Below are 15525 nucleotides of genomic sequence, written 5' to 3' on the forward strand. Positions count from 1 at the left end.
GGCCCGGAAGATCGCACCCGTCACTCGACCACGTGTCGCCCTTCGGGTCTCGCACTGCAGGAGGCCTGGAAGGCGCAGTGCGAGCAGTGCTGGCCGGCACTGGGTGTGAACCGTTCGTCGAGGACCTTTCCGGCGGCGTTGGCCAGCAGCTCGCCGACCCACTCCCCCGCCGCGCCCTCGACGGGGTCCTGGGCCTGCACCTTGGGCAGGGTCTCGCCGCCGTCGCGCCGGGCGGCGCCCTGGCGCAGCTGGACCAGTTCGGCGCCACCGGGTTCGGGACGCACGCCGTCGAAGGCCTCGTCGACGGCGCCTTCGCGCACGGCGAGCTGGTAGACGGCGAGCTGGGGGTGGCGTGCCACCTCGCGTGCGGTGGGCGCCTGTTTGCCGGTCTTGAAGTCGACGACGTAGGCGCGGCCCTCGCCGTCGGTCTCGACGCGGTCCATGGAGCCGCGGATGCGGACCTCGTAGTCGCCCGCTTCGAGGGTGACGTCGAAGTCGTGCTCGCTGGCCACCGGAGTGCGGCCGGTGCGATCCATGACATGCCACTTCAGGAAGCGTTCGAGCGCCACGCGCGCGTTCTCCTTCTCCTGCGCCGACTTCCACGGCGCGTCGAAGGCGAGCGCGTTCCACACGGAGTCGAGGCGCTCCATGAGGACGGCGAGGTCGGCCGGGGTGTGTCCGGAGGCGACCTCGTCGGCGAGGACGTGCACCACGTTGCCGAAGCCCTGGGCGGCCGTCGCGGGCGCGTCGGCCTTCACCTCGCGCCCCAGGAACCATTGCAGGGCGCAGGTGTTGGCGAGCTGGTCGAGGGCGCTGCCCGAGAGCACGACGGGCTGGTCGCGGTTGCGCAGCGGCACCTTGCTCTCGGTCGGCTCGTACATGCCCCACCAGCGGTAGGGATGGGCGGAGGGGACGAGTGGGCGGCCGTCCGCGTCGGCGAGCGCGGCGAGCCGGGCCAGGCGGTGGGCGGCGGCCTCCCTGAGGGTGTCCGAGACGCGCGGGTCGACGGTGGTGGCGCGCAGTTCGGCGACGAGCGCGGCGACGGACAGCGGGCGGCGCGGGCGGCCGGTGACGTCCCTGGGTTCGACGCCGAGTTCGGTGAGGAAGCGGGAGGGCTGGTCTCCGTCGTCCGCGGGGGCCTTCACCGCGGTGACGACGAGACGTTCACGCGCGCGCGTGGCGGCCACGTAGAACAGGCGGCGCTCCTCCGCGAGCAGTGCGCCCGGAGTGAGCGGTTCGGCCAGTCCGTCGCGGCCGATGCGGTCGGCCTCCAGGAGGGAGCCCCGGCGGCGCAGGTCCGGCCACAGGCCCTCCTGCACGCCCGCGACGACGACCAGGCGCCACTCCAGGCCCTTGGAGCGGTGCGCGGTCATCAGGCGTACGGCGTCGGGGCGGACGGCACGCCGCGTGAGGGTGTCGGCGGCGATGTCCTCGGCCTCGATCTCCTCCAGGAAGTTGAGGGCGCCCCGGCCGCCGGTGCGCTCCTCCGCGCGTGCGGCGGTCGCGAACAGTGCGCACACGGCGTCCAGGTCGCGGTCGGCGTTGCGCCCGGCGGCGCCGCCGCGCCGCGCGGACCGCTCAAGCCGGGCCGGCCACGGTGTGCCGTCCCACAGGTCCCACAGGGCCTCTTCGGCGGTGCCGCCGTTCGCGAGGCGCTCACGGGCGGCCCGCAGGAGTGCGCCGAGCCGCTGGGCGCCCCGCGCGTACGCGGGGTCGTGGGCGACGAGGCGCTCCGGCTCGGCCAGTGCCCGGGCGAGCAGCTCGTCCGAGGGTGGCGGCAGCGGGTTTCCCGCGGCCCGTTCCTCGTCGCGCAGGGCACGCCCGAGGCGGCGCAGGTCGGCGGCGTCCATGCCGGCCAGGGGGGAGGCCAGCAGGGTCAGGGCGGTTTCGGTGTCGAGCCAGCACGCGGCGGTGTCGTCATCCTCGGAGGCGACACCCTGGGAGCCGGTCTCCTCGGAACCGTCCTCCTCGGGGAGGGCGCCTTCGGAGGCGGGCTCGACACCTGCGGCGTCCGGCACTTCGGTCCGCGCCGCCTCCGCCTCGGCCACCGCCCGCAGTGCCGTCAGCAGCGGCGCCACAGCCGGTTCGTGCCGCAGCGGCAGGTCGTCACCGTCGATGTCCAGGGGCACGCCCGCCGCGGTGAGCGCGCGGCGGACCGTGGGGATCGTGCGCGATCCGGCCCGCACCAGTACGGCCATCTCACGCCAGGGGACCCCGTCCTCCAGGTGCGCCCGGCGCAGGATGTCGGCGATGTTGTCCAGCTCCGTGCCGGGCGTCGGGTACGTGTACACCTCGACGCGGCCGCCGTCCCGCACCGGGGCCAGGTCGCGGTGCGCGCGCACCTTCTCCGCCGGGAGCCGGGTGAGCGGCATGCGCTGGGTGAGCAGCCGGGTCGCGGCGAGCAGGGCGGCACCCGAGCGGCGCGAGGTGCGGAGGACCTCGACGGGCGCGGGGCGGCCGTCCGCGCGCGGGAAGGCGGCCGGGAACTCCAGGATGCCGCCCACGTCCGCACCGCGGAACGCGTAGATCGACTGGTCGGGGTCACCGAAGGCGACGAGGGTGCGGCCGCCGCCTGCGAGGGCGTGCAGCAGCCGTACCTGGGCTGCGTCCGTGTCCTGGTACTCGTCCACGAAGACGGCGTCGTAGCGTGCGGCGAGCCGCTCGGCGGCCTCGGGGCGGCGGGCGAGGAGGACCGCGCGGTGGACCAGTTCCGCGTAGTCGAGCACGCCCTGCAGGTCGAGCACGTCGAGGTACTCGGCGAGGAAGGTGGCCGCGGCACGCCAGTCGGGGCGGCCGATGCGGCGGGCGAAGGCGTCCAGGGCGCCGGGTCCCAGGCCCAGCTCGCGGCTTCGGGCGAGGACCGCGCGGACCTCGTCGGCGAAGCCCCGGGTGGTCAGGCAGGCCCGCAGTTCGTCGGGCCAGCGCACATGCGCGAGGCCCAGCCGCTCCAGGTCGGCCTGGCCCGCGAGCAGTTCACGGACGGTCACGTCCTGCTCGGGGCCGGACAGCAGCCGCAGCGGCTCCACGAACAGGTCGTTGTCCTGATGGGCGCGGACCAGGGCGTAGCAGAACGAGTGGAAGGTGGTCGCCTGGGGCGCGCGTGCCGCCCCCATGCGCAGCGCCATGCGGTCGCGCAGTTCGACGGCCGCCTTGCGGCTGAACGTCAGCACCAGGATGCGCTCGGGGTCCCCGCCACGGGCGATCCGCGCCGCCACGGACTCGACGAGGGTGGTGGTCTTGCCGGTGCCCGGACCTGCGAGGACGAGCAGCGGTCCGGCCTTGTGGTCAACCACGGAGCGCTGTGGCGCGTCCAGAAGAGGGGGATCGTGTCGGGTCGGCGGGGTACGCAGCAGTCGGTAGGCGCCACGGCCCCCCTGTCGCACCTGGGGGTGCGACAGGCGCCTGGTGGAGGAAGAGGAGCTCACGTGGTTCGCCGGTCCTGGTGGTTGTACTGGTCGTCGGACCACCGCGCGTGCAGGGCGGTGATCGGGAGGTGAGGGGGGCGCGTGCAGCCGACGCTACGCCGACCCAGGTTGCGGAAGCAGGGCTTCCTCTTCTTCCCTCGCGGCACGCGTACCCCGCAGGCCCCTCGTCCCACGAACGTACGCCATGCCACAAACGTGCCCCTCGTCCCCCGTACGGATCACGGGTCACACACCTGCCCGTCCCATGGCGGAAGCTTTCAGGTGTGACCGTCTGCGCGCTCGCCGCCGTCCCATCGCGCCCGCCTCATGTCGAGGCGCGGCAGGTGGCCCTCGGCGGTCCTGCTCGCCTCCTTCAGAGGGGTGCCCTCGGCGCGGTAGTGATCGAGAGCACGCAGCTCGTGCCCCGGGAGCAGGGCGCCGTCCGCGCGCACGACGCGCCACCACGGGACGGCTCCCCCGTAGAGGGCCATCACCCGGCCGACCTGACGGGGCCCGCCCCGCTCCAGCCATTCGGCGACGTCCCCGTACGTCATGACACGCCCGGGCGGGATCAGTTCGGCGACCTCGAGTACCCGCTCGGCGTACTCCGGCAGCGCGTCCGCGCGTTCCGGGCCGGCGTCCCGCGGAAGGCTCTCCTCGCTCATCCGGCCCATCCTGCCGCATGCCACCGACAGCGTGACGCGCTGTCGGCGCTGCGTATCCCTCGCCCCGGGGCGGCGCTTCCGGCAGACTGTGCGCCCCCGCTCTTGCACCCTGATGCCCCCGTGTGTCGGTGGAGCATGCCACCATCATGCGGGCGGTGACCGGTGATACGAGACCAAGAAGAGACGATGAAGCAGCAGGGTGCGCACCCAGAGGACGCCGAGAGCACCTCTGACGCTTCGTCGCGCCCCGGCACCGGCTCCGGCTCGGACACCGACGGCAAGGGCACCGACGGCAAGGGCACCGACGGCAAGGGCACCGCATCGAAGGACGTCGACACGGGCGAGGACGGCTTCCCGGACGAGGCCCACATCGACGAGGTCGAGGGCGACGAACCGCTGCTCCCCGCGCGCGTGCACCGTCCGTCGGATCTGATGCGCCTCCTGGTGGGCGTGCTGGGGATCATCCTGCTGCTCGCGATCGCCGCGTTCGCCCACGGCACCACCTCGGGCCTCGAACAGGACATCAACAAGGGCACCGGACAGGCACCCGATCTGCTCATCAAGATCGCCGGCCTGGCCTCCAGCATCGCGATCCTGCTGGTACCGGTCGCGTTCGCGATCGAACGGCTGATCAAGCGCGACGGCCTGCGCATCGCCGACGGCGTCCTCGCGGCGGTCCTCGCGCACGGAGTGACTCTCGCCACAGACCTGTGGGTCGCCAAGGGCGCCCCCGGCTCCATCCAGGAGGCGCTCACCCAGCCCTCCCCCGGCGACATCCACGCCCTGACCGACCCCGTGCACGGCTATCTCGCGCCGGTCATCGCCTACATGACAGCCGTCGGCATGTCGCGGCGGCCGCGCTGGCGGGCGGTGCTGTGGACGGTGCTGCTCCTCGACGCGTTCTCCATGCTGGTCTCCGGCTACACGACACCGTTCTCGATCATCCTGACGGTGCTGATCGGCTGGACCGTGGCCTACGGGACGCTGTACGCGGTCGGCTCGCCCAATGTCCGCCCCACCGGACGGACGCTGATGGCGGGCCTGCGGCACGTCGGATTCCGCCCGGTGACCGCGTCGCGCGAGGAACTGCCGGAGACACCCGAGACCGGCGACCGCGGACGGCGCTACTTCGTCACACTGGAGGACGGCCCGCCCCTGGACGTGACGGTCGTCGACCGTGAACAGCAGGCGCAGGGCTTCTTCTACCGCGTGTGGCGCAATCTGACGCTGCGCGGCTTCGCCACCCGCAGCAGCCTCCAGTCGCTGCGCCAGGCATTGGAGCAGGAGGCCCTGCTCGCCTACGCGGCGATCGCGGCCGGCGCGAACGCGCCCAAGCTGATCGCGACCTCCGAGCTCGGTCCCGACGCCGTGATGCTCGTCTACGAGCACACCGGCGGGCGCACCCTCGACAGCCTCGCGGACGAGGAGATCACCGACGAGCTGCTGCACGACACCTGGCACCAGGTACGCGCACTGCAGTCCCGGCGCATCGCCCACCGAAGGCTGGTGGGCGACGCGATTCTGGTGGATCGTTCCGGCACGGTCATCCTCACCGACCTGCGCGTCGGCGAGATCGCGGCCGGTGATCTGCTGCTGCGCATGGACATCTCGCAGCTCCTGGTGACGCTGGGGCTGCGGGTGGGCGCCGAGCGCGCGGTGGCGTCCGCGGTGGGCGTGCTCGGCCCGGACGCCGTGGCCGACTGCCTGCCGATGCTGCAGCCCATCGCGCTCAGCCGCACCTCCCGCGCGACCCTGCGCAAGCTGGCCCGGGAACGGGCCCAGCGCGAGCGGGAGGCGGTCCTGGAGGCGTCCCGGCAGGTCAAGCAGGACCGCCTGGAGGAGGCCTCCGAGCAGACCGGGGCCGTCGAAAAGCCCGACAAGAAGGCGGTGCGGGCTGAGCAGCGGGCCGAGAAGCGGGCCATCGACGAAGCCATCGAGGAGGCGCGCGAGGAGGACCTGCTCACGCAGATCCGGCACCAGGTGTTGTTGATCAGGCCGCAGGCGCCGGTCGAGCCGGCCCGGCTCGAGCGGGTACGGCCGCGGACGCTGATCAGTTTCATCGCCGGAGCCATCGGCGCGTACTTCCTGCTGACGCAGCTCACCCACATCGAGTTCGGTCCTCTGGTCGCCAACGCGCAGTGGGGCTGGGTCGTCGCGGCCGTACTGTTCTCGGCGCTGAGCTACGTCGCGGCGGCCATGGCCCTGCTGGGGTTCGTACCGGAGCGGGTGCCGTTCCTGCGGGCCGTGGCGGCGCAGGTCGCCGGGTCGTTCGTCAAGATCGTCGCGCCGGCCGCGGTGGGCGGTGTCGCCCTCAACACGCGCTTCCTGCAGCGCGCGGGGGTGCGCCCGGGGCTCGCGGTGGCGAGCGTCGGCGCCTCGCAGCTGTTCGGGCTCGGCTGCCACATCCTGATGCTGCTGTCGTTCGGCTATCTGACCGGCACCGAGAAGACACCGTCCCTGTCACCGTCCCGGACCGTCATCGCGGGTCTGCTGACGGTGGCCGTGCTCGTCCTCGTCGTCACCTCGGTGCCGTTCCTGCGGAAATTCGTCTCCACGCGCGTGCGGTCGCTTTTCGCCGGTGTCGTGCCGCGCATGCTGGACGTGCTGCAGCGGCCGCAGAAGCTCGTCACCGGCATCGGCGGCATGCTGCTGCTGACCGCCTGCTTCGTGATGTGCCTGGACGCCTCGATCCGCGCCTTCGGGCAGCAAGGGACCTCGCTCAGCATCGCCAGCGTCGCCGTGGTCTTCCTCGCCGGCAACGCGCTCGGCTCCGCGGCCCCGACCCCGGGCGGCGTGGGCGCCGTGGAGGCGACCCTGACGGTCGGCCTGATCGCCGTGGGCCTCCCCAAGGAGGTGGCGGCCCCCGCCGTGCTGCTGTTCCGGCTGCTGACGCTGTGGCTGCCCGTGCTGCCCGGCTGGCTGGCCTTCAACCAGCTTTCGCGCAAGGGTGCGCTGTAGTACGAAGACCGTAGCCGGGCTCCCTCTTACGGCCCGTGCCCCGAGCGCCCACGCGCGCGTGACGACAGGATGGGAGCATGCCGAACCCTTTCCGCCCGCGCGCGGCCGCCCTGACCGCCACCCTCCTGCTGCTGTCCTCCGTGCTGGCGGGCTGCAGCGGCAGCTCCAAGGGCGCCGAGGACGGGGACCTGTCGGCCCAGAAGCTGGACTGGAAGGACTGTCCGGCCCCGTCCGCGGCGGAAGGCGGCGGCAACGCCCCGTCACCTCTGCCGAACGGCGGCCAGTGGCAGTGCGCCACCATGAAGGCGCCCCTCGACTGGGCGAAGCCCAAGGGCGACACGATCGGCATCGCGCTGATCCGGGCGAAGACCAGCGGCGACAGCAGCAAACGCATCGGCTCTCTCGTCTTCAACTTCGGCGGCCCCGGCGGCTCGGGCGTCACCACGCTGCCCGCCTTCGGCCAGGACTACGCGAAACTGCGCACCCGGTACGACCTGGTCAGCTTCGACCCGCGCGGCGTCGGCAGCAGCGCTCCCGTGAAATGCGAGAACGACCAGCAGCTCGACGCGTACTTCCAGCAGGACGCGACACCCGACGACACCGGCGAGCGCACCGCATACCTGGACAACACCAAGAAGTTCAACGCGGCCTGCGAGAAGAACTCCAAGAAGGTGCTGCCGCATGTGCGCACCACCGACGCAGCCCGCGACATGGACCTCATGCGGCAGGTCCTCGGCGACGACAAGCTGTACTACTTCGGCATCTCGTACGGCACCGAACTCGGCGGTGTCTACGCCCACTTGTTCCCGAAGAAGGTGGGCCGCGCCGTCCTCGACGCGGTCGTCGACCCCACGCAGAACGCCGAGCAGAGCTCGCTCGGACAGGCCAAGGGCTTCCAGCTCGCGCTCGACAACTTCGCCGCGGACTGCACGTCGCAGGCCACTCCGTGCCCGATCGGCGACACCCCGCAGGACGTGAAGGACCGTATCGCCAAGCTGCTCAAGGACCTCGACGCGAAGCCGATCTCCGGCATTTTCCCCCGCCGGCTGACCCAGACCGCCGCGACCAACGGCATCGCGCAGGCCCTGTACTCCAAGGACTACTGGCAGTACCTCACCGAGGGCTTGCAACAGGCGTACAGCGGCGACGGCAAGGTCCTCATGGCGCTGTCCGACTCGCTGAACGGGCGCAACGAGAACGGCGAGTACAGCAACATCACCGCCGCCAACATCGCCATCAACTGCGCCGACGAGAAGCCCCGTTACAGCACGGCCTACGTGGAGCAGAAACTGCCCGAGTTCCGGGCCGCCTCACCGCTGTTCGGCGACTTCCTGGCCTGGTCCATGCTCAGCTGCACCGACTGGCCCGTCGCGGGGGCCGCCGACCATCCGGACGTGAGCGCGCCGGGGGCCGCGCCGATCCTCGTCGTGGGCAACACCGGCGACCCCGCCACGCCGTACGAGGGTGCGAAGAAGATGGTGGACGCGCTGGGCAAGGGCGTCGGCGTGGAGCTGACGTACAAGGGGCAGGGGCACGGCTCCTACGACAGCAAGAACAAGTGCGTGCAGGCCGCGGTGAACGGCTATCTGCTGGACGGGAAGGTACCGGCGGCCGGCACCGTCTGTTCCTGAGGCCTGACCCGAGTTTGCAGTAAAGCAGCAGGTCAGAAGGTTATCCACAGGCTCCGGCAGGTCTGGCTTGATCCGCCTACGATGGCCTGACAGCCGTCTGCTGCTCGATGCGGACGGCCCGTGAGGGGGGACGCACATGGCGCGATTCGTACGGTGGACGGCTCTGGGGGCCGCCGCGGCGCTCCTGGTCGGGGGTTGCAGCAGCGGTTCGTCGTCCGACGACGGCAAGGGCGGCGGGAGGACGAGCGCGGCCGCCTCGCCGTCGTCCGGCGCCTCGGGCACTACGGCCGCGCTGCCCTCCTCGCTGACCGCGCAAAACCTCGCCTGGGGCCGCTGCAAGGCGACCGACGACGCCCCGGCGCCGGGCAACGACTGGCAGTGCGCGACGCTGAAGGTGCCGCTGGACTGGTCGAAGCCGCAGGGCGAGACGATCGGCCTCGCACTGATCCGCGCCGAGACCCGCGGGGGCAAGCGCATCGGCTCGCTGCTGTTCAACTTCGGTGGCCCCGGCGCCCCGGGCGTCTCCTACCTGCCGTCCTTCGGCCCCACCTTCGCCAAACTCCGTGAACGGTACGACCTGGTGAGCTGGGACCCGCGCGGCGTCGGATCGAGCGGGGGAATCCGCTGCCGCAGCGACAAGGAGATCCAGGCCGCGGAGTCGGTGGACACCACACCGGACACCCCGGCCGAGGAGAAGGCGTATCTCCAGGACGCCGTCGACTTCGGCAAGGGCTGCGCGAAGGCCGCCGGAAAGCTGATGTCGCACGCGTCGACGACCGACACCGCCCGCGACATGGACCTGATGCGCCAGGTGCTGGGCGACCCGAAGATGCACTACTTCGGCATCTCGTACGGCACCGAACTCGGCGGCGTCTACGCCCACTTGTTCCCGAAGAGGGTCGCGCGGCTCGTCCTGGACGCCGTGGTCGACCCGAGCGCCGACATGGTGGGTCACGCCGAGAACCAGGCCAGGGGCTTCCAGCGGGCACTGGACGACTACCTCAAGTCGACGGGACAGGACCCGGCACAGGGATCACAGAAGATCTCGGCCCTGCTGAAGCGCATCGACAGCCGCCCGCTGCCGACCTCGAGCGGCCGCAAGCTCACCCAGACGCTCGCGCTGACCGGATTGACCTACCCCCTGTACTCCAGGCAGAGCTGGCCCAGTCTCACCAGCGCGCTGAGCGCCGCCGAGAGCGGGGACGGCTCGGAACTGCTGTCGCTGGCCGACGGCTACAACGGCCGCGACGCTGCAGGGCACTACGAGACGACGACCCATTCACAACGGGTCATATCGTGCCTGGACAGCAAGCTGCGCCCGACACCCGCCGAAACGAAGAAGCGGCTGGCGCAGTTCGAGAAGATCTCGCCCGTTTTCGGCGACTTCATGGGCTGGGACACCGCCGGCTGGTGCCACGACTGGCCGGTGGCCGGCCAGTGGGACACTCCGCCGGCCAGTGCGCCCGGCGCGGCCCCGATCCTCGTGGTCGGCAACACCGGCGACCCGGCGACGCCCTACGAGGGCGCCCGGAAGATGGCCGACGAACTGGGCAAGGGGGTCGGTGTGGAGCTCACCTGGAAGGGCGAGGGACATGGCGCGTACGGGAACGGGAGCGACTGCGTGGACTCGACGGTGAACGCGTATCTGCTGAACGGGACGGTGCCGAAGGACGGAAGGGTCTGCGCCTCGTAGCCCGGGCGGCGGGACTCGCAGCCCGGGACGCAGAAGGGCCCGGCACCCGTGGTGCCGGAGGTGCTCGGACACCGCCGCGGGGTGCTTCCATCCCGTCCACCATCGACCAGGCAGAGCCGAGCAGCAGCGGCCCATGGCGTCCAGGGGGTTCGTACGGTGGCGTGCTCCACCTGGACGCCGTGAACCACGCCCGCTCCACGGTGTGTGGGTCGACGGCGGACGGGACGGAAGCTGGGGAGAGTGGCGGGTTGAGGGGACCGTTCGACCTAGATCGTCGGGTAGTCGAGCACGTTGCCGTTCGGGCAGTTGTTGGCGTGGATGGGAACGAAGTCAGTCAGAATCGGCAGCGCCGACACCTCTGCCCCTTCCAGCCCGCAGACGGATCCCGGCGCGAAGGTCCAGTGGGGGGTCGACTTGTCGTCCGCATGAGCAGGAACTGCCATGGCGACAGCAGCCACGGCCAGCGTGGCGGTCAGGATGATCTTTCGCATGCTCGCTCCAACGACCATGACAATCACCAGACACGGCTCACCATGGGCATGTCCCCCACCTGCCCGAACCAGCGAGCACCAACGGAACAGCGGGGACCTGCAGGCCAGGTTTCACATCACCCCAGAGGCCGCCCGACGCCGACCGGCAACGACAGAAGCCCACGGCATCCGAACTGGTCAGAGCCGTGGGCTTCGTCAGTCTCGCTGGTCGGCGAGGGCGGGAGATCAGTAGACCGGCTTGTGCGGCTCGATCTGGTTGACCCAGCCGATCACGCCGCCGCCCACGTGTACGGCGTCGGCGAAGCCCGCGGACTTCAGGACAGCGAGGACTTCCGCACTGCGGACACCCGTCTTGCAGTGCAGGACGATCTTCTTGTCCTGCGGGAGGGTCTCCAGGGCGGCGCCCATGAGGAACTCGTTCTTCGGGATCAGCTTGGCGCCGGGGATCGAGACGATCTCGTACTCGTTGATCTCGCGGACGTCGATGATCTCGATGTTCTCGCCGTCGTCGATCCACTCCTTGAGCTGCTTCGGAGTGATCGTCGAGCCGGCGGCCGCCTCCTGGGCCTCCTCGGAGACGACGCCGCAGAAGGCCTCGTAGTCGATGAGCTCGGTGACGGTGGGGTTCTCGCCGCAGACCGCGCAGTTCGGGTCCTTGCGGACCTTGACCTGGCGGTACTGCATCTCCAGGGCGTCGTAGATCATCAGGCGGCCGACGAGGGGCTCACCGGTGCCGGTGAGGACCTTGATGGCCTCCGTGACCTGGATGGAGCCGATGGACGCGCACAGCACGCCCAGGACGCCACCCTCGGCGCAGGAGGGGACCATGCCCGGCGGCGGGGGCTCCGGGTACAGGCAGCGGTAGCAGGGGCCGTGCTCGGACCAGAAGACGGAGGCCTGGCCGTCGAAACGGTAGATCGAACCCCACACGTACGGCTTGTTGAGCAGCACGCACGCGTCGTTGACCAGGTAGCGGGTCGCGAAGTTGTCCGTGCCGTCGACGATCAGGTCGTACTGGCTGAAGATGTCCATCACGTTGTCGGCCTCGAGCCGCTCCTCGTGAAGGATCACGTTCACGTACGGGTTGATGCCGAGGACGGAGTCACGCGCGGACTCGGCCTTGGAGCGGCCGATGTCGGCCTGGCTGTGGATGATCTGGCGCTGCAGGTTCGACTCGTCGACCTCGTCGAACTCCACGATGCCGAGCGTGCCGACGCCGGCCGCGGCCAGGTACATCAGCGCCGGCGAGCCCAGGCCGCCGGCGCCCACACAGAGCACCTTGGCGTTCTTCAGCCGCTTCTGCCCGTCCATGCCCACGTCGGGGATGATCAGGTGGCGGGAGTACCTGCGGACCTCGTCTACGGTGAGCTCAGCAGCTGGCTCGACCAGGGGTGGCAGCGACACGGGGACTCCGTTGGTCGGTCAATCACTACAGTTGTTCTCCCCGTAACACTGCCACGGCCTTCTTCATTCCGAGACACCCGTTCCGATCCGCGAGACGATTTCGTCCCAGTAGCCGGGCATGGTCTCCCAGGGGTCGGCGCGGCCGCCCCGGTCGGTGTGGTCGGTGAAGTAGATCGTCGAGGCGCCCTGCCAGCGGGCGATGCGCAGTGCTTCCTCCAGGTGGGGGCGCGGCACCCCGTGGACGAAGTGGCAGAAGCGCTCCGGCGGGTGGTCCGCGGTCCATTCGGCCACCTGCGACCAGCGGTAGTCGCTCCAGGACCCGCAGAAGGTGACCAGCTGATCGGCGGTCTCGACGTAGCCGGGGTGCGGGTGGGTGCCGTGGCCGAGGACGATGTGGGCATCGTCACGGATCCCCCGGAGCGTGGTGACGGTCCGGCGGACCTCGGGGAGCGAGACGCGTTCGGTCGGGCAGCGGTCCAGCAGGAAGCCGTCGACCTGATACCAGTCGATGTAGCGGTGCGCGTCGGAGATCACCTCGCCGAAGGTGCGGGCCCCGTGGGCGGTGTCGAGATGGCCGAGGACCCGCACGCCCGCGTTGCGCAGGCGGCCGGCGGCCTCCAGGCAGTGCGGGTCGGGGCGGGAGCCGGGACCGTCGGCCACGTTGAGGACGACCCAGTGCAAGGGCGTTCCGGGGCGGGTGAGTTCGCCCCACTCGGTGGGTGCGACGAGGGGGTGTGCATAGCCCGGGATGCCGAACCCGGTGCGGACGTCGGTGCTCGCGGTGCCCGCTCTGGTGCTGGTCAGATACGGCATGCCGCCTCCATCCAGATGTCGGCGAGGGACTCTTCGAGGTTGATGCGGGGCCGCCAGCCGAGCCGGTCGCGTGCGGTGCGCACATCGGCCTGCTGCCAGCTGCCACAGCCGTCGGGGTACGGGTAGGCGACCGGGGCCGCGTGGTCGGATTCGCTGCGGGGGTGGCCGATGGTGGCCCGCAGCGGGCCGGGCGGGCCGTCGAGTTCGTGGAGCGCGCCGCCGTATCCGGCCACGCGGGCGAGCATGGCGGCGGCGTCGCGCAGCCGGACGGCGCGGCCCGAGCCGATGTTGATGACACCCTGCGCGGCGGAGAGCGAGGCGGCGTGGACGGCGCGCGCCACGTCGCGTACGTCGATGAAGTCGCGCTGGACGCCGAGGCCGCCGAGCTTGAGTTCGCCGTCGCCGGACTGCATGGCGCGGCGCATGGCCTCGGCGAGCCGGCCGAGCGGCGAGCCGGCGGGGGTGCCGGGGCCGGCCGGTGAGAAGACCCGGAGGACGACGGCGTCCAGGCCCGAGCCCAGGACCAGTTCGGTGGCGGCGAGCTTGCTCACGCCGTACGGGCCGCCGGGGCGCGGGACGGCGTCCTCCGCCGTCGACGAACCCGGCTGGCTCGGGCCGTACTCGGCGCCGCAGCCGATCTGCACCAGGCGGGCACCGCAGCCGCTGCGTCGCAGGGCCTCGCAGACGGTGGCGACGGCCACGGTGTTGTGGCGGGTGAGGTCGCGTGCGCCGCCCCGGGTGGCGCCGGCGCAGTTGATGACGACGCCGGGGTGGACCGCGTCGAGGAAGCGGGTGAGGGCTCCGGGGCTGCCCGACGCGAGGTCGAAGCGGACGTCGGCGTCGTCGCCGCGGCCGAGCGCGGTGAGCTGGACGGCCGGGTCGGCGAGCAGACGGTCGGCGACGAAGCGGCCGAGGTAGCCGTTGGCTCCGATCAGCAGGACTCTCATCGGGCGGCTCCCGGGGCCGAGATGTCGGATCGGGAGGTGATCATCTGGGGTTCTCCTTCGGAGGGGGTGGTGCGCTTGCCTCGGGCGGCGGGGCCGGGCGCCAGCGGCAGGGCGTGGGCCGACACGCGCCGGCGTGCGTGCGGCTCGTGGGGGTGCGCCGGGGACGGCTGCCGCGTCAGCACGGCCGGTCCGCGGGTGCATGGGCCGAGGCCCGGGTGAGGGTGCGGGTCGCGTGGATCAGCAGCGTCAGCGCGGCTGCCCCACAGGCCAGGGCCGGGACGCTGCCTGGGCCCCAGTCGTCGACGAGGGTTTCCACGGGGGTGGCGAGGAAGCCGCACCCGGGGAGGCGGCCCGCGAGAACGGTGGCCGCGGCGGTGATCTCGGCCGCGGCCGTGCCGGTGAGGACGAGCGCGGGGGCGCGGGTGAAACCGTGCGTGGTGAGGAGGCGGGCGAGGAGCAGCAGGGCGCCCAGGGTGACGGTCTGGGCGTAGGCCGCGGGCTCGTCCAGGGCCGCGCCGCACAGGGCGAGCAGGGCCGTCAGCGCGCACAGGAACAGGGCGAACGTGCCGATGAGGAGCGGGCGTACGGAGGCTGCGTACTCCTCCAGGGCACGGCTGGCGGTCAGTCTGCGGCGGGCGCGTACGGCGAAGAGGTGGGCGCTCCAGGCCGCGGGTGCGCAGGCCAGCATGAGGGCCAGGACGGGGGCCTTGGCGAGGGGCCAGGGGCCGTCGGCGGCTCCGGCGAGGGTTGCGCGCAGCAGGCCGTCACCGAGGAGGGCGTACCCGAGGAGCCAGTACGTGCTCACACGGCTGCCGGGTGCGTGCGGGAGGGGCCCCGGGGGTCTGCGGTCCGTCGCGCCGAGGGGGCCACGGGTGAGCGCCGCGCGCACGGCGAGAGCGACGGCGAGGACTCCGGCGGCGGCCGCGATCGCGCGGGCCTGTCCGTGGGTGAGGTGCAGGGCGGTGACGGTGGCCGCGCACAGTGCTCCGGGCAGGAGGGTGAGCAGGGCCCAGTCGACGCGCGCTCTGGGCACCTCGAGGGCTGCCGGGTGGCCGGAGGCACCGTCGTCGCGGGGTACGCGCGCGTACATCTCCTCCGCCAGCGAGAAGACGTCCCGGTGCCGGAAGCGCGCGGCGGTCCGGTCGGTGACGCCGTGCGCCTCCAGTCCCGCAGCGATCTCCAAGGGGTCCACCGCCCGCTCGCACAGCTCGCGGTGACGGTGCATCAACGCCTTCACGGGGTCGGCGGCGGCGCGCCGCGGAGCAGCTGGTTGGCGGGGAGTGGCCGGGGGGCCGGTGTCTGCCTGCCCCGGCACGGGGGCTTCGGCGTCCGCACGCGCCGGCGCGAGGGCTTCGGCGTCCGAACGCGCAGGCGCCAGGGCTTCGGCGTCTGCTCGCGTGTGTGCCGTGGCTTGGGCGTCTACATGCGCGCGGGACGGGGGTTCGGGGGCGCCACGCCTGTGTGCCGAGGCTTCGGCGTCAACACCCGCGCGGGCCAGCGATTCGGCGTCGCCACGCAC

10 protein-coding genes are annotated in these 15525 nt (G+C 71.9%); 3 read left to right on the forward strand and 7 right to left on the reverse strand.

Features of this window, described 5'->3' with window-relative positions:
* Positions 1 to 20: 20 nt before the first annotated feature.
* Positions 21 to 3425 carry an ATP-dependent helicase gene (locus ACFY1E_RS16190; RefSeq protein ID WP_389076137.1) on the reverse strand — a complete coding sequence of 1135 codons (3405 nt, stop codon included), beginning with the start codon at positions 3423 to 3425 and terminating at the stop codon, positions 21 to 23.
* A gap of 257 nt (positions 3426 to 3682) precedes the next feature.
* Entirely contained in the window at positions 3683 to 4069 is a 387-nt protein-coding gene (locus ACFY1E_RS16195; RefSeq protein ID WP_389076138.1) for an MGMT family protein, read from the reverse strand.
* Between the two features lie 186 nt (positions 4070 to 4255).
* Between ACFY1E_RS16195 and ACFY1E_RS16200 the strand changes: the two genes are divergently transcribed.
* The 3 genes from ACFY1E_RS16200 to ACFY1E_RS16210 all read left to right on the forward strand — a co-directional run bounded on the left by ACFY1E_RS16200 (position 4256) and on the right by ACFY1E_RS16210 (position 10351).
* Complete coding sequence (locus tag ACFY1E_RS16200) at positions 4256 to 7027, forward strand: lysylphosphatidylglycerol synthase domain-containing protein (protein ID WP_389076141.1); 2772 nt, start codon at positions 4256 to 4258, stop codon at positions 7025 to 7027.
* Positions 7028 to 7104: 77 nt separating this feature from the next.
* Complete coding sequence (locus ACFY1E_RS16205; protein ID WP_389076143.1) at positions 7105 to 8658, forward strand: alpha/beta hydrolase; 1554 nt, start codon at positions 7105 to 7107, stop codon at positions 8656 to 8658.
* Between the two features lie 136 nt (positions 8659 to 8794).
* The gene (locus tag ACFY1E_RS16210; protein ID WP_389076145.1) at positions 8795 to 10351 is read left to right on the forward strand and encodes an alpha/beta hydrolase; all 1557 of its coding nucleotides are present in this window, start codon (positions 8795 to 8797) and stop codon (positions 10349 to 10351) included.
* 266 nt (positions 10352 to 10617) lie between these two features.
* On the opposite strand, the gene ACFY1E_RS16215 is transcribed toward ACFY1E_RS16210, so the two are convergent.
* The 5 genes from ACFY1E_RS16215 to ACFY1E_RS16235 form a co-directional block, all read right to left on the reverse strand.
* Positions 10618 to 10842 (reverse strand): hypothetical protein, encoded by a 225-nt coding sequence (locus ACFY1E_RS16215; protein WP_344405422.1) that lies wholly within the window; start codon positions 10840 to 10842, stop codon positions 10618 to 10620.
* Positions 10843 to 11067: 225 nt separating this feature from the next.
* Positions 11068 to 12246, reverse strand: a complete 1179-nt coding sequence (gene moeZ, locus ACFY1E_RS16220; RefSeq protein WP_389076147.1) for an adenylyltransferase/sulfurtransferase MoeZ — start codon at positions 12244 to 12246, stop codon at positions 11068 to 11070.
* 63 nt (positions 12247 to 12309) lie between these two features.
* The gene (locus ACFY1E_RS16225) at positions 12310 to 13059 is read right to left on the reverse strand and encodes a spherulation-specific family 4 protein (RefSeq protein ID WP_389076149.1); all 750 of its coding nucleotides are present in this window, start codon (positions 13057 to 13059) and stop codon (positions 12310 to 12312) included.
* The gene (locus ACFY1E_RS16230) at positions 13047 to 14006 is read right to left on the reverse strand and encodes an NAD(P)-dependent oxidoreductase (RefSeq protein ID WP_030929185.1); all 960 of its coding nucleotides are present in this window, start codon (positions 14004 to 14006) and stop codon (positions 13047 to 13049) included. Before ACFY1E_RS16230 ends, ACFY1E_RS16225 begins: the two co-directional genes overlap by 13 nt.
* A 175-nt stretch (positions 14007 to 14181) precedes the next feature.
* A complete protein-coding gene (locus ACFY1E_RS16235; protein ID WP_389076151.1) occupies positions 14182 to 15321 on the reverse strand; it encodes a hypothetical protein in 1140 nt (379 codons plus the stop codon).
* Positions 15322 to 15525 lie beyond the last annotated feature (204 nt).

The organism is Streptomyces sp. NPDC001604 (assembly GCF_042893475.1).
Taxonomy (GTDB): Bacteria; Actinomycetota; Actinomycetes; order Streptomycetales; family Streptomycetaceae; genus Streptomyces.

What these genes read in the sequence shown, in the direction of transcription:
- ACFY1E_RS16195 (WP_389076138.1), bottom strand. Translation starts at nt 4,069, where the DNA reads ATGAGCGAGGAGAGCCTTCCGCGGGACGCCGGCCCGGAACGCGCGGAC.
- ACFY1E_RS16200 (WP_389076141.1), top strand. Translation starts at nt 4,256, where the DNA reads ATGAAGCAGCAGGGTGCGCACCCAGAGGACGCCGAGAGCACCTCTGAC.
- ACFY1E_RS16205 (WP_389076143.1), top strand. Translation starts at nt 7,105, where the DNA reads ATGCCGAACCCTTTCCGCCCGCGCGCGGCCGCCCTGACCGCCACCCTC.
- ACFY1E_RS16210 (WP_389076145.1), top strand. Translation starts at nt 8,795, where the DNA reads ATGGCGCGATTCGTACGGTGGACGGCTCTGGGGGCCGCCGCGGCGCTC.
- ACFY1E_RS16215 (WP_344405422.1), bottom strand. Translation starts at nt 10,842, where the DNA reads ATGCGAAAGATCATCCTGACCGCCACGCTGGCCGTGGCTGCTGTCGCC.
- ACFY1E_RS16225 (WP_389076149.1), bottom strand. Translation starts at nt 13,059, where the DNA reads ATGCCGTATCTGACCAGCACCAGAGCGGGCACCGCGAGCACCGACGTC.
- ACFY1E_RS16230 (WP_030929185.1), bottom strand. Translation starts at nt 14,006, where the DNA reads ATGAGAGTCCTGCTGATCGGAGCCAACGGCTACCTCGGCCGCTTCGTC.